Consider the following 21,710-nt stretch of genomic DNA (forward strand, 5'->3'; position numbering starts at 1 on the left):
GTCAGAACTTCATCGGATCCATGATCGCGTCCAGGTTCAGATGGTCGCAGAATTCGAGGAAATCGTCGCGCAGCGCGGCGATGTGCATGTTGGCCGGCACGCCGATGGTGACCTGCGCCGAGAACATCTCCGCCCCGGTCTGCATCGCGCGGTAGCGCGTGCTCTGCAGGTTCTCGATGGTGATCCCCTGGCGGTCGAAGAAATCCGCCAGCTGGAACAGGATGCCAGACTTGTCGGCGGCCACCACTTCCACGATGTACGGCAGCAGGTTGGATTGCACCACCTTCGGCCCGGTGCGGTAGAACACCAGCTTCAGGCCGTCGTCGCGCTCGAGCCGCGACAGCATGGCTTCCAGCTTCGCCACCGCGTCCCAGGACCCGGTCGCGAGCGCGGTCACCGACACGTCGCGGCCCACCGTGGACAGCCGCGCGTCCACCAGATTGCAGCCGCTGTCGGCGATCCGGCGCGTCACCGACAGGAGCGGCGATTCCGGATGCGTCGTATAGGCGGTGATCAGGAGGTGGTTTTCGGTCGGCGAAGGCCGGGGCGTGGAATCGGTCAAGAGAGCTTCCGGCGTTGCGGTCAGGCTGAATGGCGGCCGGGCAGCGGCCCGACGACGCAGGCAGCATACTTGCCCGCCCTTTGAGCCCGCAAGTAACATGCGGCCGACATTGCAGGCGGACCGGGACGACCGCGCTCACGGGCGCTTCCGGTGCGCCGGATCCCCACCGAGAGCCTCCCCTTGCACCTTTCCGGCAGCATCACCGCACTGGCCACGCCGTTTTCGGCGTCGGGCGAACTCGACCTGCACGCCTGGCGCGCGCTGCTGAAACAGCAGCTCGACGGCGGCACGCAGGGCGTGGTGGTGGCGGGTTCGACCGGCGAAGCGGCGGCGTTGTCCGACGACGAGTACGACACGGTCCTGCGCATCGCGGTGGAAGAGATGCGTGGGCGCCTTCCCGTGCTGGCCGGCACCGGCCAGATGAATACCGCCAGGACCATCGCGGCGACCCGCCGTGCGGCCGCGGGCGGCGCGCAGTTCGCGCTGGTGGTGACGCCGCCCTATGTCCGGCCGACGCAGGCAGGCCTGGTGGCCCACTATCGCGCCGTCGCCGACCAGGGCGGCCTGCCGGTCGTTCTCTACAACGTGCCGGGCCGGACCGGCTGCGACCTGCTGCCGGAAACGGTCGCCGAACTCGTCGACCACCCGAACATCGTCGGCATCAAGGAAGCGCGTTCCGAGCCCGAGCGCATGTCCGCACTGCTGGCGCTGCGCACGCCGGGCTTCGCGATCCTGAGTGGCGACGACCCGACCGCGTCGCGCGCGATGCTGGCCGGAGCCGATGGCCTGATCTCCGTCGGGTCCAATGCGTTGCCGCGCACGTTCCGCCGCCTGTGCGACGTGGCGCGCGCCGGTGATGCCGCGGCCGCGTCAGCGCTGGACGCGCAGCTGCAGGAGATCTACGCCTTCCTCGGCGTCGAATCCAATCCCATTCCGGTGAAGGCGTTGCTGCAGCGTGCGGGGTTCGGCCACGGCCTGCGCCTGCCGCTGCTCGCGCTGTCCGCCGCCCATGCCGATACCGCCGATCGCCTCGCCGCCGTGGCGCAGGCGCTGGAAGCACAATCCAGCCGCGATACCCTCGCGGCCTGAACCCAGGAGAACCTCATGCGTCTTTCGTCTTCCCTCGTGCGTCCGCTTGCCCTCGTGCTGCTGGTCGTCTCCGTCGCCGGCTGCTCGTGGTTCAAGAAGGGTGCGCGGGGCGACTATGCGCTGGCGCCGGAAGCCCGTCCGCTGGAAGTGCCGCCGGACCTGAACCTGCCCAACACCAGCGGCGCCATGCAGGTGCCGGCCGCCAGCCAGCCCACGTCGTCCAACGCCCCGACCGCCGGTGGGTTCAGTGTGGCCGGCTCACGCGACGACGCCTTCACCCGCGTCGGTGAAGCGCTTGCCGGCGTCGAAGGCGTGACCATCGCGAGCCGCGCGCAGCTGCTGGGGACCTATGACGTGAGCTACGAGGGCGCAAGCTTCCTGGTGCGCGTGTCGGCGGTGGACGCGGGCGCGTACGTATCGGCGGTCGATCCGCGCGGCCTGCCGGCGACGTCGCCGGCCGCGACCAAGCTGCTTGCGGCATTGAAGGCGAAGCTGGGCGGCTGATCGCATCCGCCGCGACATGCGAGAAGGGCGCCGCAAGGCGCCCTTTTTCATGGGAGGCGTTCCGCCATGCCGCGCGGTCAGCGCTCCAGCAGCGGCAACTTGCCGGGCTTTCCTTCCCACTCCTTGGCGTCCGGCAACGGCTCCTTGCGGGTGGTGATCACCGGCCAGGCGCGCGAGAGTTCGGCGTTCAGCGCCACGTAGCCCTCCTGTCCCGCCGGCACGTCGTCCTCGGGATAGATGGCATTGATGGGGCATTCCGGCTCGCACAGCGTGCAGTCGATGCATTCGTCCGGATCGATCACCAGGAAGTTCGGCCCTTCGTGGAAACAGTCCACCGGACAGACCTCCACGCAGTCGGTGTACTTGCACTTGATGCAGTTTTCGGTGACGACGAAGGGCATGAAGACGAGCGCTCGAGCGGGAACCGCGCAAGTTTAATGCAGCCGGCCCGTCGTGGCGCGAATGCAGGCAGGCGTCCGCGTGATGCGCACTTCATCGCGACACAATGACGTAGCCCCGACCCTGTACCGCTTCGACCGTGCATCGGGCGTCGTCCCATCCGTCGGCGGTATTGCGGGTTTCGAATCCAATTAAGTTCAAAAATAGGACAAATAATTGAGATTGGCTGGGTTTATTCCATTTTTGATAGCGCCCAAGCTTCGTACCCTGTCCACCACCCAAGGAGTTTCGCCATGATCACCCTCCGCCCTGCCGAGGCCCGCGGCCATGCCAATCACGGTTGGCTGGATTCCTGGCACAGCTTCTCCTTCGCCAACTACTTCGATGACAAGCACGTCCACTGGGGCCCGTTGCGCGTCATCAACGAGGATCGCGTGGCCGCCGGGCGCGGCTTCGGCGAACACGGCCACCGCGACATGGAAATCATCAGCTACGTGCTGGAAGGCGCGCTGGGCCACAAGGACTCGATGGGCAACAGCTCCAGCATCGTGCCCGGTGATGTGCAGCGCATGAGCGCCGGCACCGGCGTGCAGCACTCCGAGTTCAATTACAACGCGTCCGGTGCCACGCACTTCCTGCAGATCTGGATCATTCCCGATCGGCAGGGCGTCGAGCCGTCGTACGAGGAGAAATCCTTTCCCGCAACCGACAAGCAGGGCCGCCTGCGCCTGGCGGTCAGTCCCGATGGCGCCGATGGGTCGGTCCGCATCCACCAGGATGCGCGCATGTATGTCGGTCTGTTCGATGGCAGCGAGAAGGCCGAACTGCCGCTCGCCGACGGTCGGCTCGGCTACGTGCATGTGGCGCGTGGCGAGGCGACCGTCAACGGGAAGCCCCTGAAGGCGGGTGATGCACTGCTGTACGACGCGGAGCCGCTGGTCACCATCGAACGCGGCATCGGTGCCGAGGTGCTGGTGTTCGACCTTCCGCGGATGCAATGAGGCGAGGTGCAGTGGACGCGCGGTGACTTAAGGAGTTCTTAAACATCCCGCGCGAGCATGGGCGGGCCGGGCAATCCGGTCCCCCACCGCCGAGGTTTCCATGAGTCTGCTGCGTGCCTGCACACCGCTGTTGCTGCTGTTGCCCTTCTCCGCGTTCGCCCAGGTCGTCGAGCGCACCGATGCCAAGGCGCAGGACCAGTTGCCGTCGCGCTGGAGCGCCGGCCTGGCCGTCGTGCACCGCGACAGCGAGTACGCGGGCGAAGGCACACGCACGCGCGTGTATCCCAACCTCGCCTACGATGGCGAACGTGTCTACCTGCGTGGCGCGGCACTGGGCTACCGCGTCCACGTGGACGATCGTTTCGAACTGCGCACCTTCATCGCGGGTCGTCTGGATGGGCTGGATGCCGATGACTTCGGCACCGCCGAACTCGCGCGTCGCGGCGTGGACCGCCGGCTGCTGTCCGATCGCGACGACAGTGTCGACATCGGCGTCGGCGCGAGCTGGAAGGGGGCGGGCGGCAAGCTCGACCTGGACGCGCGCGTCGATGTGACCGGTACCAGCGACGGCTACGCGGTCGCCCTCGACTACAGCTATCCGCTGGCGCTCGGTCGCACGACCCTGGTGCCTTCGGTGGGCGCCATCCGCCTGTCGGCGGACCTGGCGGACTACTACTACGGCATCCTCGATGAAGAGGTCGCACGCGGCGTGGCGGCCTACCGTCCCGGTGCGGCCACGGTGCCGCGCGCCAGCCTGACCCTGGTCCATCCCTTCGCCAGACGCTGGGCGCTGGTGGGCAACGTGGAATACCGGGCCTTGCCCGACGCGCTGCAGGACAGCCCGTTGGTCGAGGAGGGCAAGGACCGCAGCACGTCGCTCTTCGTCGGCATCTCGCGCGGATTCTGATCGCTGTTTCCCTAACCCTTGGAGCTCCCATGAATGCACGACTTTCGCGCGCGGGGACGGCGACATTGTTTCGCCCGGTACCCGTGGCCCACCTTCCCGCACCGCAGGATCCGCCGTGGAGCCACGCATCGGCCGATGACGACATCGATATCCGTCGCGTCACCCGGGCGCACGCCGCAGTGCTGATGCAACTGTGCGACCGCCAGCGGGCGGAACTGCCCGAAACCTCTGGTACCCGCGCCGGTGCCGGCGTGCTGGAGCTGATGGAAGCCTTGTTCGAACCGCCGCTGCGCGCGTGGGCGTGGATCGCGGAGCGCCGCCGGGAGCCCGCGGGTTATGCCTTCGCCACGGTGGGATTCTCGATGCTCGACCGGGCGTATTACCTCAATCTCGAAGCGCTCTTCGTACCCGCCAGCGCGCGCCCCTCGGACGTCGCCACGCAGTTGCTCGCCGAAGCGCGTCGCACGGCATCGCAGCTCGGCTGCGTCGATCTCCGCTGGCAGGTGCCCGTGGGGCAGGGCGATGTCCAGATCATGCTGCCCGGGCAGGCCGGTGCGGCCACGATGGTCCAGTACGTATTCCCCACGTCGAGGAGCGGCCACGATGGCTGACCCGTCCACCCCGATGCCTCGCCGGGGAAAACGCCTGAAGCGCATCGCGGCGGCGGCCTGCGTGTCCGCCACGGCCTTCGCCTACGCGGGCCTGTCCGGCTGCGCCACGCTGTCCTACCCGCAATCGCCGCAGTTCGGCGAGGACGGCTTCCAGAACGAACGCAAGCCGCGTGCGCTCGGTTGGCGCGATACCGGCAAGCTCTGGTGGGACTTCCTGGTCGGCGGCAAACCGGCCGGTACCGTGCCGAGGGGCGCCATTCCGGTCCAGTCGCTGTCCCGTGCGCAGTTGGACGACGCGGCGGACGGCACGCTGTACCGGCTCGGACATTCGACCGTCCTGCTGAAGCTCGGCGGCCGGTTCTGGCTGACCGATCCGGTGTTCTCCGAGCGCGCCTCGCCCGTCCAGTGGGCGGGTCCCAAGCGCTTCCACGCGCCGCCCATCGCCCTCGATGCATTGCCGCCGCTGGCGGCCGTGGTGTTGTCGCACGATCACTACGACCATCTGGACCGCGACACCGTGCGCGCGCTGGCGGCGAAGACGGAGGTGTTCCTGACGCCGCTCGGCGTGGGCGACCGGCTGGTCGGGTGGGGCGTGCCCCGCGACAAGGTGCGCCAGCTCGACTGGTGGGACGAAGTGGAACGCGATGGCGTGCGCTTCACGGCGACGCCGTCGCAGCATTTCTCCGGCCGCACGCTGTCGGACCGCAACGCCACGCTGTGGGCGTCGTGGGTGATAAGGACGGACGAGTTGAAGGTATTTTTCAGTGGCGATACCGGCTACTTCGACGGTTTCCGCACCATCGGCGAGCGCCTGGGGCCGTTCGACATCACCTTGCTGGAGTGCGGCGCCTACGACCGCCGCTGGCAGGACGTACACATGCTGCCCGCGCAGACGCTGCAGGCGCATCGCGATCTGGGCGGCCGATCGCTGGTGCCCATCCACAACAGCACCTTCGACCTGGCCTTCCATGGCTGGAGCGAACCCATGGAAACGCTGTACGCCCTGTCGCAGGACGCAGGGGTCGCCATCGCCACTCCGGTGATCGGCCAACCGCTGTCGATCGTGCGGCCCGCCGACACGCAACCGTGGTGGCGCGGCGAATAGCGCCGCGTCGCCGAATCAGGCGTCGGGTGCCGCGCGGAACGCGACGCGGCAACCGAATCCCCGTCCGGCGATGCCGTCTTCCACCGTGATGCGCGCATCGTGTGCGCGTGCGATGCGGTCGACCAGCGACAGGCCGATGCCGCTGCCGCGTTCGCCATTGCCCTGGCTGCCCCGGAAGAAGCGCTCGAAGATGCGTTCGCGCTCGTCGGCGGGCACGCCGGGGCCGTTGTCCCGCACCCTGACCCAGGCGGTCGCGCCTCCGTCGTCGGTGCCGCAGGCGATCTCGATGCGCGCGCTGTCGCCGCCGTAGCGGACTGCGTTGTCCAGCAGGTTGCGCACCAGGATGCCGAGATCGTCGAGGTCGCCCCGCACGCTGGCGGGCTCGGCATGGAGGGCGAGCGTCTGCTGCCGGCGGCTCGCCATCGATTCGAACTCGCGCGCGACCATCGTCACCACGTCGGGGAGCGCGACGACGGGTCGGTCCTCGCGCAGCGGCGACGCGTCCACGCGTGCCGAGTCGAGCAGCTGCTGCGCCAGCCGCGACGTGCGCTGGATGCCATGCGCCAGCTGGGCCAGCGCGGCCTGCGCGTCCGCCTGGCTGCCGGCGCGCATGGCGACCTGCGTCTGCGTCAGCAGCGCAGCCAGCGGCGTCCGCAACTCGTGCGCGGCATCGGCCAGGAACTGGCGTTCGCCACGCATCGCCTCCGACAGGCGTTCGAGCAACAGGTTGAACGAATCCACCAGTGGCCGGATCTCGCGCGGCAGCCCGGAGGCGGGCAGGGGAGCAAGGTCGTGAGGCTCGCGCTGCGCCATCTCGCGGCGCAGGCGGTTCATCGGACGCAGGCTCCAGTGGATGGCCAGGCCCACGATGGCCCCGAGCACGAGCAGGATGCCGATGCCGCTCCACAGGCTGATCTTCACCCAGTGCGCGAGTTCGGCCTTCATCGCCGACTGCGACATGCCGGACTGCACCTGGATGCGGCCGCTGGCATCGGTGGCGGCATAGACGCGCCACGGTTCGCCCGCGACCTCGCTCACCACGAAACCGGACTTGAAGTCCGCGCGCAGCGGCTGCATCGGTGCGCCATCCGACGCCACCACGGGCGTGCGCCGGCCGAGGATCCACACTTGGTAGCGCAGCGTGTCGAATTTCTTCTTCTTGCCCGCCGGGCCGGCCCGGGGGGGCAGGTGAAGACGCGGGCCGTCGTCCAGCGCGTCGAGGTTGCTCGGCATGGACAACAGGATCTGTTCGCTGACCTCCTGCAGGAACAGGTCGTCGTGGCCCTGCTGCTGACGCGTCATCTGGAAGTGCTGGCTGCCGAGCCATCCGGCCCATCCCAGCGCGAGCGGCGTCATCACCGCCAACAGCAGTTTCGACTTCAGCGAGTGGCTCATTCACCCTCTCCCAGCCGGTAGCCGAAGCCATGCACGGTCGTGATCACGCCGTCTCCCAGTTTCCTGCGCAGCTGGTGGATGTAGACCGCGATGGTGTTGCTCTCGATCGACCCTTCGCCGCCGTACACCAAGGATTCCAGCGTATCGCGCGCGATCACGCGGCCCGGCCGCTCCATCAGGGCGAGCAGGGTGCGGTACTCGTGTACACCCAGTCGCACCGGCCGGTCGCCCAGTCGCACCGAGCGGTCGGCAGGATCCAGCACGATGTCGCCATGGCGCAGCACCGGCGCCACGCGACCCTGCGTGCGGCGCACCACCGCACGCAGGCGAGCGCTGAGTTCCCCGGCTTCGAACGGCTTGACGATGTAGTCGTCGGCGCCGGCATCCAGTCCACGCACGCGGTCGCTGAGCTGGTCGCGTGCCGTGATGATCAGCACGGGGGTGGTGTCGTAGCGCTGGCGCAGTGCCGCCAGTACGTCCAGTCCCGAGCCGCGCGGCAACCCCAAGTCCAGCAGGACCGCGGTGTAGCCGTGGTCGACCAGCGCCAGGCGTGCGGATGCGCCGTCTTCGGCGCGGTCGATGGACCAGCCGTCCTGGGCCAGGGCGGCGGCCAGGGCATCGCCGAGCATGCGATCGTCTTCAACCAGGAGCAGGCGCGACACGGGCGGGCCTCGGCGGGATATGGGGCGATCATGCTAGGACGACGCGATTAAACCGTCTTTAATGCGTCCGTGCCGGCCCCTGCAAACGCAAAACCCCGCCGTAGCGGGGTCCTGGCAGTCCACCTGTCGCGGATCTCAACCCGCAACCTCGACCGGATGGCGCTCCCTAGGGGACTCGAACCCCTGTTTTAGCCTTGAGAGGGCCACGTCCTAACCACTAGACGAAGGGAGCGTTTTTGGTGAAACCGGCGTAGCGGATTAGTATAGGTGGCGGTCAGGTCGAGGGCAATCCACCCCGCCGGCCGCGTGACCCTCCTGCATGGAACTGCCGCTATTACGCCCGTCACCGCTCTGCGAACCATCCCGCGCGACCAGCACACCATTTCGCGCAAGGACATCAGCCCGAACGCGCTGCGCGTGCTCTACCGCCTGCGGGATGCCGGTTTCCAGGCGTACCTGGTCGGTGGCGCGGTGCGCGACCTGCTGGTCGGCGGCCACCCCAAGGATTTCGATGTGGCGACCGACGCCACGCCGGAACAGGTGCGCCAGCAGTTCCGCAACTGCCGGCTGATCGGGCGCCGGTTCCGCCTGGCGCACGTGGTCTTCGGGCGCGAGATCATCGAGGTCGCCACCTTCCGCGCCAATGTCGACGACGGCAGCGGCGACCGCGAGATGGACAACGGCAGGCTGGTCCGCGACAACGTCTACGGCACCGTCGAAGACGATGCGGTGCGCCGCGATTTCACGGCCAACGCGCTCTATTACGCCATCGACGACTTTTCGGTCCGCGACTATGTCGGCGGCTTCGAAGACACGATGGCGCGACGGCTGAAGCTGATCGGCGATCCGGAACAGCGTTATCGCGAGGATCCCGTGCGCATGCTGCGGGCGGTCCGCCTGGCGGCCAAGCTGGGCTTCGAGATCGATGCCGATACCGCCGCGCCGATCGCGCCACTGGCGCCGCTGCTGGCCGAGGCCGCGCCGGCGCGGCTGTTCGAGGAGATCCTCAAGCTGTTCCTGTCCGGGCATGGCGTGGCGAGCTTCGAGGGGCTGGAGCGCTTCGGCCTGCTGAAGGTGCTCTTCCCCGAAACCGCCGCCGCGCTGGCGTCCAATCGCAGCGGCGCGTTGCGTCGCATGGTACTCGCGGGGCTGACCGGCACCGACCAGCGCGTGGCCAATGAGGAACCGGTATCGCCGGCCTTCCTGTTCGCGTTGCTGCTGTGGCCGGCGTACTGCCGCGCCCTGATGGGGCTGCAGGCCCAGGGCGTGCAGGCGGAGGAAGCGCAGCGTCGCGCCGCCGATCGGGTGACCCTGCACCAGTTGAACACGGTGGCCCTGCCGCGCCGCTTCTCGTTGCCGATGCAGGAGATCTGGCTGTTGCAGACCCGGTTCGGCAACCGCCAGCGCAAGCGGGTGACGCGCCTTTTGACGCATCCGCGGTTCCGGGCCGCGTTCGATTTCCTCGTGCTGCGCCTCGCCGCGTCGCCGGAGCATGCCGAGGACGTGGCGTTCTGGCGCGAAGCGCAGACGCAGTCCGGTGAAGAGCTCGCCGCCACGCTCGGTGTCGCCGCGTCGACCGACGCCTTCGGCGACGATGATGATGCGGCCCCGTCGAAGCGTCGCCGCCGTCGCCGCCGACGCACGGGCGGCGCCTCGCCGGAATGACGGCGACGTGCCAGGCCTGCATCGGCCTGGGAGCCAATCTCGGCGATGCGGCCGATACGCTGCGTCAGGCGGTGGCTGCGTTGGCGGGCCGCGAAGGCATCGTCGTGCGCGCGGTGTCGCCCTTCTACCGCACGCCGGCCTGGGGAAGGGAAGACCAGCCCGACTTCATCAATGCCGTCGCACTGGTGGAAACCTCGCTGCCGCCGCGCGCGCTGCTGGACCTGCTGCTGGCGGTGGAAGCCGGGTTCGGTCGGCGTCGCATCGAAGGCGAGCGCTGGGGCCCGCGCACGCTGGACCTGGACTTGCTGCTCTACGGCGACGCGGTGATCGACGAGCCCGGGCTGCGCGTGCCGCATCCGCATCTGCACGAACGCGCCTTCGCGCTGGTGCCGCTGCTGGACGTCCTGCCCGATGCCCGTATCCCTGCCTACGGCGCTGCGCGGGATGCTGTGTCCGTGCTGGAAATGTCCAACATCCAGCCGTTATGAGTGGATAATGCGGCGCTATGAGCACCCACGCCGACAGCAAGCCCTGGACCGTTCCCGCCCTCGCCGACGCCAAGCGTGACGGTCGCAAGCTGGTGATGCTGACGGCGTACGACAACAGTTTCGCCCGCGTCCTGGATGCGAGTGGCATCGACCTGGTGTTGATCGGCGACTCGCTGGGCATGGTGGTGCAAGGGCACGACTCCACGCTGCCGGTGACCGTGGACGACATCGTCTACCACACGCGTGCCGTCGCCCGCGGCCTCGATCGCGCCCTGCTGGTGTCGGACCTGCCGTTCCAGTCCGATGCCACGCCCGAGCGCGCGCTTGATGCCGCCATCGCGCTGCTCCAGGCCGGTGCGGAGATGGTCAAGCTGGAAGGGGCGGGCCACAAGCTGGAGGTCATCCGCTTCCTGGTCGAGCGCGACATCCCGGTCTGCGCGCACCTGGGCCTGACCCCGCAGTCGGTGCTGAAGTTCGGCGGTTATCGCGTGCAGGGGCGTGACGAGGCCGCGGCCGTCCGCCTGCGCGAAGAGGCGCGCGCCGTCCAGGACGCCGGCGCGCAGTTGCTGGTGCTCGAGTGCGTGCCGTCGTCGCTGGCCGCCACGATCACCGCGGACCTGGCCATCCCCACCATCGGCATCGGGGCGGGTCCCGGCTGCGATGGGCAAGTGCTGGTGCTGCACGACTTCCTCGGCCTCGACACGGGCCATCGACGGCCGAAGTTCGTCAAGGATTTCCTTGCCGAAGGCGGTTCCGTGGCGGGCGCCGTACGCGCCTATGCCGACGCGGTGCGCAGCGGGGCCTTCCCCGACGATGCCCATTCCTACTGACCGCGCCGCGCGCGACCACACGCCCCAGGGGCCACGATGATCGAGACCATCACCGAGCTTGAGGCGCTGCGTGCCCGCGTCAGGGAATGGAGGCAGCAGGGCCTGCGGGTCGGTTTCGTCCCGACGATGGGCAACCTGCATGCCGGGCATTACTCACTGGTGATGCTGGCGCGGCAGTACGCCGACCGCGTGGTGTCCAGCGTATTCGTGAACCCGACGCAGTTCGGACCCAACGAGGACTTCACCCGCTATCCGCGCACGCCCGAGGCGGACATGAGCGGTCTCGAAGGCGCAGGCTGCGATGTCCTGTGGCTGCCCACGGTGGAGTCCATGTATCCGTTCGGCGTCGGCCTCGCGGCCAACGTGCATGTACCCGGTGTCAGCAGCGTGCTGGAAGGCGCGCACCGCCCGGGGCATTTCGATGGCGTATGCACCGTGGTCAGTCGACTGTTCAACCAGGTACAGCCCGACGTGGCCGCCTTCGGCAAGAAGGATTACCAGCAGCTCGCGGTGATCCGCCAACTGGTCACCGACCTGGCGTTCCCGATCCAGATCCTCGCCGGCAGCATCGTGCGCGAGTCCGACGGACTGGCGATGAGCTCGCGCAACCAGTATCTCTCGGCGGACGAACGTCCGCGCGCGGCGCAGATCCGCCGGACACTGATCGCCATGCGCGAAAGCCTGGTGGCGGGAACCCCGCGCGCCCGGGTGGAAGTCGATGCCGCCCGGCAGCTTGCGGAGATTGGTTACGAAGTGGACTACACCGTGGTCCGCCGTCCCGACCTCAGCGAGCCGGAAGACGGCGAAGCGGGCGCGCGCGTCGCGCTGGTCGCAGCGAAGCTGGGGCGCACGCGCTTGATCGACAACCTCGAGTTCTGAGCGCGGTACAAGGCCGGCACGAGGGGATAAACTTCGCGCTCCCGCTCTTCGTGCCGCCGACATGCACCTCAGCCTGCTCAAGACCAAGATCCACCGCGCGACCGTCACCCATTCGGAACTGAACTACGAAGGTTCCATCGCCATCGATGGCCTACTGCTGGAGGCCACGGGCATCCGCGAGTTCGAACAGGTCCATATCTGGGACGTCACCAACGGGGCGCGCTTCTCCACCTACGCGATCCGCGCCGACGAGGGCAGCGGCATCGTGTCGCTCAATGGCGGTGCAGCCCGCCATGTGCAGGTCGGGGACCTGATCATCATCGCCGCGTTCGCTTCCATGAGCGAGCAGGAAGCCGATGCGTTCCAGCCCACGCTCGTCTACGTGGACGGCCAGAACCGCATCACCCACACCAACCGCAGCATCCCCAAGCAGGCGGCCTGACATGAGCCAGGGTTTCGACGCTTTGCAGTCCCATGCCGCGCGCCTGCGTGCGGAGCCCTTGAGTGCACTGCTGGCGCGCGAACCCGACCGCATCGCCGCCCACACGCTGCGCACCGGTCCCCTGTATTTCAACTTCGCGCGCCAGTCGTACGACGCGGCTGCCTGGCAGGCCCTGCTGGCGCAGGGCAACTCCGCCGACCTGGCGGGTGCGTTTCGTCGCTTGTTCGACGGAGAGAAGGTCAACGTCACCGAAGACCGCGCGGCCCTGCATACCGCATTGCGCGGACGCCACTCGGACGCGGTCGTCGCACGCGAGGCCTACGCGACGGCGCTCGATGTCCGCCAACGCATGGCGGCCCTGATCTCGGGTCTGGAAGACAGCGGCGTCACGGACATCGTCAGCGTCGGCATCGGCGGGTCCGACCTCGGGCCGAGGCTGGTCGCCGACGCGTTGCGCGATCCGTTGCCGGGTCGGTTCCGCGTGCACTTCCTGTCCAACGTCGATGGCGCCGCGGCGCAGCGCACGTTGGCACCGCTGGATCCGGCACGTACCGCGGCAGTCCTGATCTCGAAGACGTTCGGTACGCAGGAGACGCTGCTCAACGGCGGCATCCTGCGCGACTGGCTCGGCGGCAGCGATCGGCTGTACGCCGTCAGCGCCAACCCGGACCGCGCCGCCGCGGCGTTCGACATCGCGTCCGAGCGCGTGCTGCCCATGTGGGATTGGGTGGGCGGCCGTTACTCGCTGTGGTCGGCGGTGGGTCTGCCGATCGCGCTGGCGATCGGTTTCGACCGTTTCGAGCAACTGCTGGCGGGCGCATCGGCTTTCGACGCGCATGTCATCGGCGCGCCGTTGGCCGAGAACATCGCCGTCCGCCACGCGCTGACGGCCGTGTGGAACCGCAATGTGCTGGGCCATGCGGCCCAGGGCGTGATGACGTACGACCAGCGCCTGGCGCTGCTGCCGGCGTACCTGCAGCAGCTGGTGATGGAGAGCCTGGGCAAGTCGGTGAAGCTGGATGGCAGCCCGGTCGGCGTCGAGTCCGTGCCGGTGTGGTGGGGTGGGGCGGGTACCGACGTGCAGCACAGCTTCTTCCAAGCGCTGCACCAGGGTACGCAGATCGTGCCGCTCGACTTCGTGGGCACCGTGCGCAACGACGACCCATACGCGGAAAACCACCTCGCGCTGATGTCCAACCTGCTCGCGCAGAGCGAAGCGCTCGCCAATGGCCAAGCCAGCGACGATCCGCATCGCAGCTATGCCGGCGGTCGTCCCGGAACGATGATCCTGCTGGACGCGCTGACCCCGCAGTCGCTCGGTGGCCTGATCGCGATGTACGAGCACAGCGTCTATGCCCAGTCCGTGCTCTGGGGCATCAACGCCTTCGACCAGTTCGGCGTGGAACTGGGCAAGCAGCTGGCCAACGGGCTGCTGCCGGCGCTCAAGGGCGAAACCGAGGCGAAGGATCCGGTGACCCAGGCACTGCTGGCGGAGATCGCTGCACGCGGGTGAGCTGCCTGCAATACCGCCTTCGCCCATCGTTCGTGGGAGCGACGTAAGTCGCGAGCTTTGGATTGTCGCCCTTCGCGACTTACGTCGCTCCCACGGGCAGGCGGTGCTGCGCCAATCCCCATGCGACATGCTCGCGTACCAACGGGGACAGGTCTTCCCTACGGCTTTCGAGCGCGGTCAGCACGTCGGGCGTAGTGGGCGCATTGCCCAGCGCCACCGCGATGTTGCGCAGCCAGCGTTCATGCCCGCTGCGACGGATCGCCGAGCCTTCCGTACGGCGCAGGAACTCGTCTTCGTTCCACGCGAACAGCTGCGGCAACGTCGCCACGTCCAGTTCATTGCGCACGCGGAAGTCCGGCTCGTCCGTGCGCTTGGCGAACTTGTTCCAGGGACACACCAGTTGGCAATCGTCGCACCCGAAGATCCGGTTGCCGATCGCGGGCCTGAGGTCTTCCGGAATCGCACCCTCGTGCTCAATGGTAAGGTAGGAAATGCAGCGTCGCGCATCGAGCCAGTAGGGCGCGGTGATTGCCTGCGTCGGGCAGATGTCGATGCAGCGTGTGCAGGTGCCGCAATGCGCACTCGCCGGCGCATCGATCGGCAACGGCAGGTCGACATAGATTTCCCCCAGGAAGAACCACGAACCACCGTCCCTGTCGATCAGGCAGGTGTGCTTGCCGATCCAGCCCAGGCCCGCGTTGCGCGCGAGGGCGCGTTCGAGCACCGGTGCGGAATCGACGAACACGCGATGGCCGAATGCGCCGACTTCCTGCTGGAGCCGTTCGGCGAGCTTCTGCAGGCGGTTGCGCATCAGCTTGTGGTAGTCGCGCCCCAGCGCGTAGCGCGCCACGTACGCGCGCTGGCCATCCTGCAGCGTGTCCCATGGGTCGCCGCTGTCGTTGCGGCCATAGTCCAGCCCGACGGAGATCACCCGCAGCGTGCCGGGGATCAGTTCCTGCGGGCGCGAGCGCTTGTCGCCATGCTGCGCCATCCATGCCATCGACCCGTACAGTCCCTGCGCCAGCCAGTCGCGCAGGTGCCGTTCGTCGTCCCGCAGGTCGATGCCGGCGATGCCGCAGCGCTGGAAGCCGAACTCGCGGGCCAGCGCCCGTACGCGCCGGGCGAGCGCGTCAGGATCGGGCGCGGGTGTCATGGGGTCGGAAACGGGCATGGGGGGATTATAGGAGGGGGCCGCAGGTTCACTTCCCCGCAACCGGGACCGGACCTAGAATCCGCGCATGTCCGGCACCTGGCCCCTGTACTCCGCGCACGCCGCACGGGCACTCGATGCGCGCGCCACGCAGGCACTCGGCGGCGATGCCTACGTGCTGATGCAGCGCGCCGGCCTGGCAGCCTGGCAGCACCTGTTGCTGCACTGGCCCGAGGCGCAGCGCATCGTCGTGGTGTGCGGACCCGGCAGCAATGGAGGCGACGGGTATGTCCTGGCGCGGCATGCGCGCCGCGCGGGACGGGCGGTCGAGATCGTGCACCTGCGTTCGCACGTGCCGGGCAATCCTGTCGCACAACGCGCCTGCACCGATTACGTGGCCGCGGGTGGGCAGGTCACGCTCTTCGACGATGCGCTGCCGAAGGCCGATGTCATCGTGGATGCCCTGTTCGGTATCGGCCTGTCGCGCGCGCCGGAGCACGAAGCGAAGGCGCTGATCGACGCGATCAACGCGCAGTCCGCCCCCGTGTTCGCGCTCGACGTGCCGAGCGGAGTGGATGCCGATCGCGGCAGTACGCCCGGCGTGGCGGTGCTGGCGACGCGCACGCTGCAGTTCATCGTGCGGCATGCAGGCCTGTACACCGGCGATGCGCTCGAATACACGGGCACACTCGCGTTCGACGACCTCGAGATTCCCGTCGCGACATTCGATGGCGTTCCCGCGGAGGCATCGTTGCTGGAGCAGGACGCGCTCGCACGCTGGCTGCTTCCGCGCCGACGCAACACGCACAAGGGTGAGTCCGGCCACGTGCTCTGCATCGGCGGCGACGAAGGCAGCGGGGGCGCGATTGCGCTGTGTGCCGAAGCCGCACTGCGCGCGGGTGCCGGCCTGGTCAGCGTGGCGACGCGGCCGGCGCATGTCGCGGCGCTGCTGGCGCGCAGGCCCGAGGCGATGGTGCGTGCGGTCGAATCGACGGACGCGCTGGTACCCCTGCTTGAACGGGCGCGCGTGATCGCCGTTGGCCCCGGCCTGGGGCAGGGCGAATGGGCGCGCGCCTTGTTCCAGCACGCGATGCGCGACGACATCTCCTCTGTGATCGATGCCGATGCGCTGAACCTGCTGGCGACATCGCCGCACAGGCTGCAGGATGCCGTGCTGACGCCGCATCCCGGCGAGGCGGCACGCTTGCTCGCGTGCACCACGGCCGACGTGCAGCGCGACCGCTTCGCCACCGCGCGGGCGATCGCCCAGCGTCATGCGAGTGTGGTCGTCCTGAAGGGAGCCGGCACCATCGTCGCGTCACCGGACGGGGTGTTGCGCGTGGTCGCCGCCGGCAATCCCGGCATGGCCGTGGGCGGCATGGGCGATGTCCTGACCGGTGTCATCGCCGCACTGCGGGCGCAGGGTCTCGCGGCGTTCGACGCCGCCAGCGCCGGCGCGCTGCTGCATGCGCTGGCCGGGGACGCCGCGGCGTGGGATGGTCAGCGGGGGTTGCTGCCCTCGGACCTGTTCGCACACCTGCGGCGATTGGCCAATCCCTGAGTGTCTTGCATGCGTGGCACCCGTCGCGCCAGCGCTTAGAATCGCGGCATGCACGTGTTCCTTCCCGACGACGAGGCCACCGAGGCCCTGGGCCGATCACTCGCCCGCACGCGTCCTGCGGCCGCTGTCGTCCACCTGCAGGGTGACCTTGGCGCCGGCAAGTCCACGCTGGCACGCGCGCTGCTGCGTACGCTGGGTGTGGTGGGCGCAATCCGCAGCCCGACCTACACGCTGGTGGAGCGTTACCCCGTCGAGGGGGGAGAGGCCTGGCATCTGGACCTCTACCGCATTGGCAATGCGGGCGAACTCGAATTCCTGGGGCTGGATGAAGGGGCTGCGGTGCTTTGGCTGGTCGAATGGCCCGAGCGCGGCGCTGCGGCTTTGCCGCCCGCCGACCTGCACGTGGCACTGGAGGTCGCCGGTGCGGGTCGCTCGGCCCGGCTTACCGGGGCATCCGCGGCGGGCGAACACTGGATCGCGCGAATGACGGCAGAGGCCCAGTTGCAGGCGGCATCTCTCCAGTCCGGTTAGGAACATCCGCCAGGTTGCGGATTATTAAGGGAAAACGCCTTGCATTCGTGAGCCGATGGTGCTTGAATCCGCGGCATGAGCCCGGGGATGCCCACCACCTTGCTGCGCCTTGCCCTTGCGGCCCTGCTGGCCGTCGCGCCGTGCGTGCTCCTCGCAGGAGAGGTCACCGGCGTCACCCTGGCCCAGGGCAGCACCGGCACCCGCGCAGAGATCGAACTGGTGGGCGCCGGACAGTACAAGACCCTCACTCTCAAGGGGCCCGACCGCCTGGTCGTGGATCTCCCGGCATCGAAAGCGAAGGCTGGCCTGCGGCTGCCGGTACCGGCGGGCATCGTGCGCGCCGTGCGCACAGGACAGCCGGACGCGAATACCCTGCGTGTCGTCTTCGACCTTGCATCGCCCGTCACCGCGCTCGCGCCGCGCATGGAACAGGCAGGCGCCAATTCCCGCCTGGTCATCGAATGGCCAGGTGACGGCGTCGCGGTGCCGGCGACAGCCAGCGCTGCTGCGACAACCGCAAACGCGACACCGTCGCCGGCGACCCCGGCTCCTGCGCCCTCGCCGCAGGCCGATGCGGCCCGGGCGACCGCGCTGCTGACCGCCAAGGTGGTGCAGGCGGGGTCGGTGCCGGCAACGACAGGGCCGACGCCCGTCAGTCCGCCCTCGCCCTCGCCGCAGGCCATCCTCAACGGCCAGTCCACCGCCGCCACGGTGCCGGCGCCGACTCCCACCGGCGAACGACACACCTATACCATCGCCACGGGCCAGCCCACCCCGATGCCGGGCGCGACGACGCCTCCGGCAGAAGCGCCGAAGGTGCCGGCCATCGTGCCCTCCGGAACGCGCCCGCTGGTCATCGCCATCGATCCGGGCCACGGCGGCCAGGACCCGGGCGCCATCGGTCCCAGCGGTCGCTACGAAAAACACGCGGTGCTGGCGATCTCCAGGGAACTGGCGCGCCAGATCAACGCCACGCCGGGCATGAAGGCCTATCTGGTCCGCGACACCGATGTCTATGTCGAGCGTCCCCAGCGCGCGCGCAAGGCGCGGGCGGCGAAGGCCGACATGTTCGTGTCGATCCACGCCGACGCGGCGGAGAACCGCAGCGCCTGGGGTTCGTCGGTGTACGTGCTGTCGTTGCGGGGTGCTTCGTCGCAGCACGCGCGCTGGCTGGCGGACAAGGAAAATGCCTCCGATCTGGTCGGCGGCGTGCGCCTGACCAAGGACACCTTGTCCAACGTGCTGCTGGACCTGGCCCAGAGCGGCCACATGAAGGCCTCGCAGGACGCCGCGGGCCACGTGCTGACCTCGCTGAAGGGTCTCGGCAAGACCCACAAGCCGCAGATCGAATTCGCCAACTTCGAAGTCCTCCGCAACTCCGACATGCCGGCGATGCTGGTGGAAACGGGCTTCATCTCCAACGCCGACGAAGAGAAGCGGCTGTTCGACCCGGCGCACCAGCGCAAGGTTGCAGGCGCGGTGCTGGAAGGCATCCAGTCGTACTTCACCCGCCAGCCGCCGCCGGGCACGCTGTTCGCCGCACGCGCGCAGGCCGAGGCCGACGCACGTACTGTCGCGGCGGGCGGTGCCGCCGGCGCGCCCTGATCGCGCACCCGCTCGGCTATCATCACGGCTGATCCCCCGAGACGGCGCGCCTGCGCCGCCAGCACGTGCCGATCCGCCAGCTTCCCGACACCCTCATCAACCAGATCGCTGCAGGCGAAGTCGTCGAGCGCCCGGCGTCCGTCGTCAAGGAACTCGTCGAGAACGCACTGGATGCCGGCGCGCGCCGCGTCGACATCGACCTGGAAGAGGGCGGCGTGCGGCTGATCCGCATCCGCGACGATGGCGGCGGCATCGCACCCGAGGAACTGCCGCTGGCGGTATCGCGCCACGCCACCAGCAAGATCGCCTCGCTCGATGACCTGGAAGCCGTCGCCACGCTCGGCTTCCGCGGCGAAGCCTTGCCTTCGATCGCTTCGGTCAGCCGGTTTGCGTTGACCTCGCGGCGCGCGCAGGATCCGCACGGTGCATCGCTGCAGGTGGAGGGCGGCAAGGTCGGCGAGGTGGCACCCAAGCCGCATGCCGTGGGCACCACGGTGGAAGTGCGCGAACTGTTCTACAACGTGCCGGCGCGGCGCAAGTTCCTGCGCGCCGAGCGCACCGAGATGGGTCATATCGAAGAGTGGCTGCGTTCGCTGGCGCTGGCGCGTCCCGACATCGAGCTGCGCGTCTCCCACAACGGCCGTCCCTCGCGGCGCTACAAGGCCGATGAGCTGGAATCCTTGTCCCGCCTGAGCGAAACGCTGGGCGACGAATTCGCACGCAATGCGCTGCGCGTGGACCACGCCGCCGCCGGCCTGCGCCTGCAGGGTTGGATCGCACAGCCCAGCTACTCGCGCGCCAGTGCGGACCAGCAGTACGTCTATGTCAACGGTCGTTCCGTGCGCGATCGCAACATCGCGCATGCGGTGAAGATGGCGTACCAGGACGTGCTGTTCCATGGCCGCCAGCCGGCGTACGTGCTGTTCCTGGAACTGGATCCCACCCGCGTCGACGTCAACGTGCACCCCGCCAAGCACGAAGTGCGCTTCCGCGACACGCGCTTGATCCACGATTTCGTATACCGCACGCTGCACGACGCCCTGGCCGAAACGCGCGCTGGTGCATTGCCGAACGACGCCGCGGCGCCGTCGTTCGCCACCAGAACCTACCCGTCGGTGCCGTCCGCCTGGATGCCCACGCAGCAGTCGCCGCTGGGCCTCAACGTGGCCGAGGCACCCGCGGCGTATGCCGCGCTGTATGCTGCGCCGGCAGGAACCGCGGCACCGGCACCCTCCCTGCCGCAGTCGATGCCGGCTGCCGATGCGGACGGCATTCCGCCGCTGGGCTTCGCCATCGCACAGCTGCACGGCATCTACATCCTGGCGGAAAACGCGGATGGCCTGATCGTGGTCGACATGCACGCCGCGCACGAGCGCATCGGCTACGAGAAGTTGAAGGATGCGCACGATGGCATCGGCCTGCGTGCGCAGCCGCTGCTGGTCCCCCTGGCGCTGGCCGTGGCGGAGCGCGAGGCCGACGTGGCCGAGCGAGAAGCGGCGACGCTGGCGGCGCTGGGCTTCGACGTCACCCGCAGCGGTCCGCAGTCGTTGAGCGTGCGCAGCATTCCCGCATTGTTGTCGAACGCCGAACCCGAAGCGCTGCTGCGCGACGTGCTGGCGGACCTGCGAGAACACGGCGAAAGCCGCCGCGTGGCGGCTGCGCGCGACGAATTGCTGTCGACGATGGCGTGCCATGGCGCGGTGCGCGCGAACCGGCGCCTCACCGTGCCCGAAATGAACGCCCTGTTGCGCGAGATGGAGGCCACCGAGCGCTCGGGGCAGTGCAATCACGGCCGCCCGACGTGGGCGCGCTTTTCCTTGAACGAGATCGACCGCTGGTTCCTGCGAGGACGCTGACATGGGGAAGAACACGGGATGGCTTGGGGTGGCCATGCTGCTGGGAGTGCTGGCCGGGTGCGGCGGCGATGAGAAGCCGGCCTCCACGGGCAAGGTGGCGGACGTCAACTTCCTGGCCGACAACGCCGCGTGGCGCGAACAGCGCAAGAACGAGCTGACCGCGCCGGATGGCTGGACCAGTCTGGTCGGGCTGCATTGGATCGAACTGAAGTCCCACTTCATCGGCAGCGGTCCGGGCAGTGGCATCAAGCTGGCGGTCGGCCCGGCGAAGCTGGGCATGGTCACGCAGCAGGATGGACGCGTGTTCCTCACCCCCGAAGGTGGTGCGGCGCTGACGTTCGATGGCGAACCGTTGAAGGGTCGCGTGGAACTGCAGAGCGATCGCGATGCGCAGCCATCGACGATCGGCTTCGACGAAGGAAAGGGCGTGCTGACGGTGATCGAGCGCGGCGGGCGCCACGCGCTGCGCGTAAAGCACGCCGATGCCGAATCGCGCACGCAGTTCATCGGGCTGGACTACTGGCCTGCGCAGGAGGACTGGCGCATCGAAGGGCGTTTCATCCCGCATCCGCCAGGCAAGACGCTGACCATCGTCGACGTCATCGGCGTGGCCAACGAGTCGCCGAATCCAGGCGTGGTCGAATTCCAGCGCGATGGCACGACGTACCGGCTGGAAGCGCTGGGGCAGGCAGGTGGTCCGCTGTTCTTCGTGCTGTCTGACCGCACCAGCGGCCACGGCAGCTATCCCGCCGGCCGCTTCCTAGATGCCGACGCGCCGCAGGCCGGCAAGGTGGTGCTGGATTTCAATCGCGCGTACAACCCGCCCTGCGCCTTCACGCCGTACGCGACGTGTCCGTTGCCGCCCGCGGAGAACCGCCTCGACCTGCTGGTGGAAGCGGGAGAGAAGGCCTACGCGAAACCCATCAAAGTGCTATGACGACCCGGGAAGGATGAC

22 protein-coding genes and 1 tRNA gene are annotated in these 21,710 nt (G+C 68.6%); 17 read left to right on the top strand and 6 right to left on the bottom strand.

Going from position 1 to position 21,710, the window contains the following annotated elements; all coding sequences use genetic code 11:
• Position 1 precedes the first annotated feature (1 nt).
• Entirely contained in the window at positions 2 to 562 is a 561-nt protein-coding gene (locus CYU89_RS16295; protein ID WP_296282603.1) for a glycine cleavage system protein R, read from the bottom strand.
• 180 nt (positions 563 to 742) lie between these two features.
• On the opposite strand from CYU89_RS16295, the gene dapA reads away from it, so the two are divergent.
• Both dapA and CYU89_RS16305 read left to right on the top strand, forming a co-directional pair.
• Entirely contained in the window at positions 743 to 1,651 is a 909-nt protein-coding gene (gene dapA / locus CYU89_RS16300) for a 4-hydroxy-tetrahydrodipicolinate synthase (protein ID WP_296282604.1), read from the top strand.
• A gap of 15 nt (positions 1,652 to 1,666) precedes the next feature.
• Complete coding sequence (locus CYU89_RS16305) at positions 1,667 to 2,155, top strand: hypothetical protein (RefSeq protein ID WP_296282605.1); 489 nt, start codon at positions 1,667 to 1,669, stop codon at positions 2,153 to 2,155.
• Between the two features lie 77 nt (positions 2,156 to 2,232).
• Here the strand turns inward: CYU89_RS16305 and fdxA are convergent, their stop codons facing one another.
• Complete coding sequence (gene fdxA, locus CYU89_RS16310; protein WP_296282606.1) at positions 2,233 to 2,556, bottom strand: ferredoxin FdxA; 324 nt, start codon at positions 2,554 to 2,556, stop codon at positions 2,233 to 2,235.
• 291 nt (positions 2,557 to 2,847) lie between these two features.
• Between fdxA and CYU89_RS16315 the strand changes: the two genes are divergently transcribed.
• From CYU89_RS16315 to CYU89_RS16330, 4 genes are all read left to right on the top strand, one after another.
• The gene (locus CYU89_RS16315) at positions 2,848 to 3,555 is read left to right on the top strand and encodes a pirin family protein (RefSeq protein WP_296282607.1); all 708 of its coding nucleotides are present in this window, start codon (positions 2,848 to 2,850) and stop codon (positions 3,553 to 3,555) included.
• Between the two features lie 100 nt (positions 3,556 to 3,655).
• Positions 3,656 to 4,462, top strand: a complete 807-nt coding sequence (locus tag CYU89_RS16320) for a MipA/OmpV family protein (RefSeq protein WP_296282608.1) — start codon at positions 3,656 to 3,658, stop codon at positions 4,460 to 4,462.
• Between the two features lie 29 nt (positions 4,463 to 4,491).
• Positions 4,492 to 5,073 carry a GNAT family N-acetyltransferase gene (locus CYU89_RS16325; protein ID WP_296282609.1) on the top strand — a complete coding sequence of 194 codons (582 nt, stop codon included), beginning with the start codon at positions 4,492 to 4,494 and terminating at the stop codon, positions 5,071 to 5,073.
• Complete coding sequence (locus tag CYU89_RS16330; RefSeq protein WP_296282610.1) at positions 5,066 to 6,178, top strand: MBL fold metallo-hydrolase; 1,113 nt, start codon at positions 5,066 to 5,068, stop codon at positions 6,176 to 6,178. The genes CYU89_RS16325 and CYU89_RS16330 overlap by 8 nt, the downstream gene beginning before the upstream one ends.
• A gap of 15 nt (positions 6,179 to 6,193) precedes the next feature.
• On the opposite strand, the gene CYU89_RS16335 is transcribed toward CYU89_RS16330, so the two are convergent.
• The 3 genes from CYU89_RS16335 to CYU89_RS16345 form a co-directional block, all read right to left on the bottom strand.
• Positions 6,194 to 7,573 (bottom strand): ATP-binding protein, encoded by a 1,380-nt coding sequence (locus CYU89_RS16335; protein ID WP_296282611.1) that lies wholly within the window; start codon positions 7,571 to 7,573, stop codon positions 6,194 to 6,196.
• Entirely contained in the window at positions 7,570 to 8,235 is a 666-nt protein-coding gene (locus tag CYU89_RS16340) for a response regulator transcription factor (RefSeq protein ID WP_296282612.1), read from the bottom strand. Before CYU89_RS16340 ends, CYU89_RS16335 begins: the two co-directional genes overlap by 4 nt.
• A gap of 157 nt (positions 8,236 to 8,392) precedes the next feature.
• A tRNA-Glu gene (locus CYU89_RS16345) sits at positions 8,393 to 8,467 on the bottom strand.
• Positions 8,468 to 8,541: 74 nt separating this feature from the next.
• Here CYU89_RS16345 and pcnB point away from each other — a divergent pair.
• The 6 genes from pcnB (at position 8,542) to pgi (ending at position 14,052) form a co-directional block, all read left to right on the top strand.
• Entirely contained in the window at positions 8,542 to 9,900 is a 1,359-nt protein-coding gene (gene pcnB / locus CYU89_RS16350; RefSeq protein WP_296282613.1) for a polynucleotide adenylyltransferase PcnB, read from the top strand.
• Positions 9,897 to 10,388 carry a 2-amino-4-hydroxy-6-hydroxymethyldihydropteridine diphosphokinase gene (gene folK, locus CYU89_RS16355; RefSeq protein WP_296282614.1) on the top strand — a complete coding sequence of 164 codons (492 nt, stop codon included), beginning with the start codon at positions 9,897 to 9,899 and terminating at the stop codon, positions 10,386 to 10,388. The genes pcnB and folK overlap by 4 nt, the downstream gene beginning before the upstream one ends.
• Before the next feature lie 17 nt (positions 10,389 to 10,405).
• Positions 10,406 to 11,218 (top strand): 3-methyl-2-oxobutanoate hydroxymethyltransferase, encoded by an 813-nt coding sequence (gene panB / locus CYU89_RS16360; RefSeq protein ID WP_296282615.1) that lies wholly within the window; start codon positions 10,406 to 10,408, stop codon positions 11,216 to 11,218.
• 36 nt (positions 11,219 to 11,254) lie between these two features.
• Positions 11,255 to 12,097 (top strand): pantoate--beta-alanine ligase, encoded by an 843-nt coding sequence (gene panC, locus CYU89_RS16365; protein WP_296282616.1) that lies wholly within the window; start codon positions 11,255 to 11,257, stop codon positions 12,095 to 12,097.
• A gap of 61 nt (positions 12,098 to 12,158) precedes the next feature.
• Positions 12,159 to 12,539: an aspartate 1-decarboxylase gene (gene panD / locus CYU89_RS16370; protein ID WP_296282617.1), complete on the top strand. Its 381-nt coding sequence runs from the start codon at positions 12,159 to 12,161 to the stop codon at positions 12,537 to 12,539.
• 1 nt (position 12,540) lies between these two features.
• Positions 12,541 to 14,052: a glucose-6-phosphate isomerase gene (gene pgi / locus CYU89_RS16375; RefSeq protein ID WP_296282618.1), complete on the top strand. Its 1,512-nt coding sequence runs from the start codon at positions 12,541 to 12,543 to the stop codon at positions 14,050 to 14,052.
• Between the two features lie 79 nt (positions 14,053 to 14,131).
• On the opposite strand, the gene queG is transcribed toward pgi, so the two are convergent.
• Positions 14,132 to 15,205, bottom strand: a complete 1,074-nt coding sequence (gene queG / locus CYU89_RS16380; RefSeq protein WP_296282741.1) for a tRNA epoxyqueuosine(34) reductase QueG — start codon at positions 15,203 to 15,205, stop codon at positions 14,132 to 14,134.
• 85 nt (positions 15,206 to 15,290) lie between these two features.
• Between queG and CYU89_RS16385 the strand changes: the two genes are divergently transcribed.
• The 5 genes from CYU89_RS16385 to CYU89_RS16405 all read left to right on the top strand — a co-directional run bounded on the left by CYU89_RS16385 (position 15,291) and on the right by CYU89_RS16405 (position 21,692).
• Complete coding sequence (locus CYU89_RS16385; RefSeq protein ID WP_296282619.1) at positions 15,291 to 16,763, top strand: NAD(P)H-hydrate dehydratase; 1,473 nt, start codon at positions 15,291 to 15,293, stop codon at positions 16,761 to 16,763.
• A gap of 48 nt (positions 16,764 to 16,811) precedes the next feature.
• Positions 16,812 to 17,294 (top strand): tRNA (adenosine(37)-N6)-threonylcarbamoyltransferase complex ATPase subunit type 1 TsaE, encoded by a 483-nt coding sequence (gene tsaE / locus CYU89_RS16390; protein WP_296282620.1) that lies wholly within the window; start codon positions 16,812 to 16,814, stop codon positions 17,292 to 17,294.
• A gap of 75 nt (positions 17,295 to 17,369) precedes the next feature.
• Positions 17,370 to 18,899, top strand: coding sequence for an N-acetylmuramoyl-L-alanine amidase (locus CYU89_RS16395; protein ID WP_296282621.1), 1,530 nt, complete (start codon positions 17,370 to 17,372; stop codon positions 18,897 to 18,899).
• Positions 18,900 to 18,964: 65 nt separating this feature from the next.
• Entirely contained in the window at positions 18,965 to 20,755 is a 1,791-nt protein-coding gene (gene mutL, locus CYU89_RS16400) for a DNA mismatch repair endonuclease MutL (protein WP_296282622.1), read from the top strand.
• A gap of 1 nt (position 20,756) precedes the next feature.
• Positions 20,757 to 21,692 (top strand): DUF1684 domain-containing protein, encoded by a 936-nt coding sequence (locus tag CYU89_RS16405; protein WP_296282623.1) that lies wholly within the window; start codon positions 20,757 to 20,759, stop codon positions 21,690 to 21,692.
• The last annotated feature ends 18 nt before the right edge of the window (positions 21,693 to 21,710 follow it).

Source organism: Pseudoxanthomonas sp. (assembly GCF_002863005.1).
Classification (GTDB): Bacteria; Pseudomonadota; Gammaproteobacteria; order Xanthomonadales; family Xanthomonadaceae; genus Pseudoxanthomonas_A.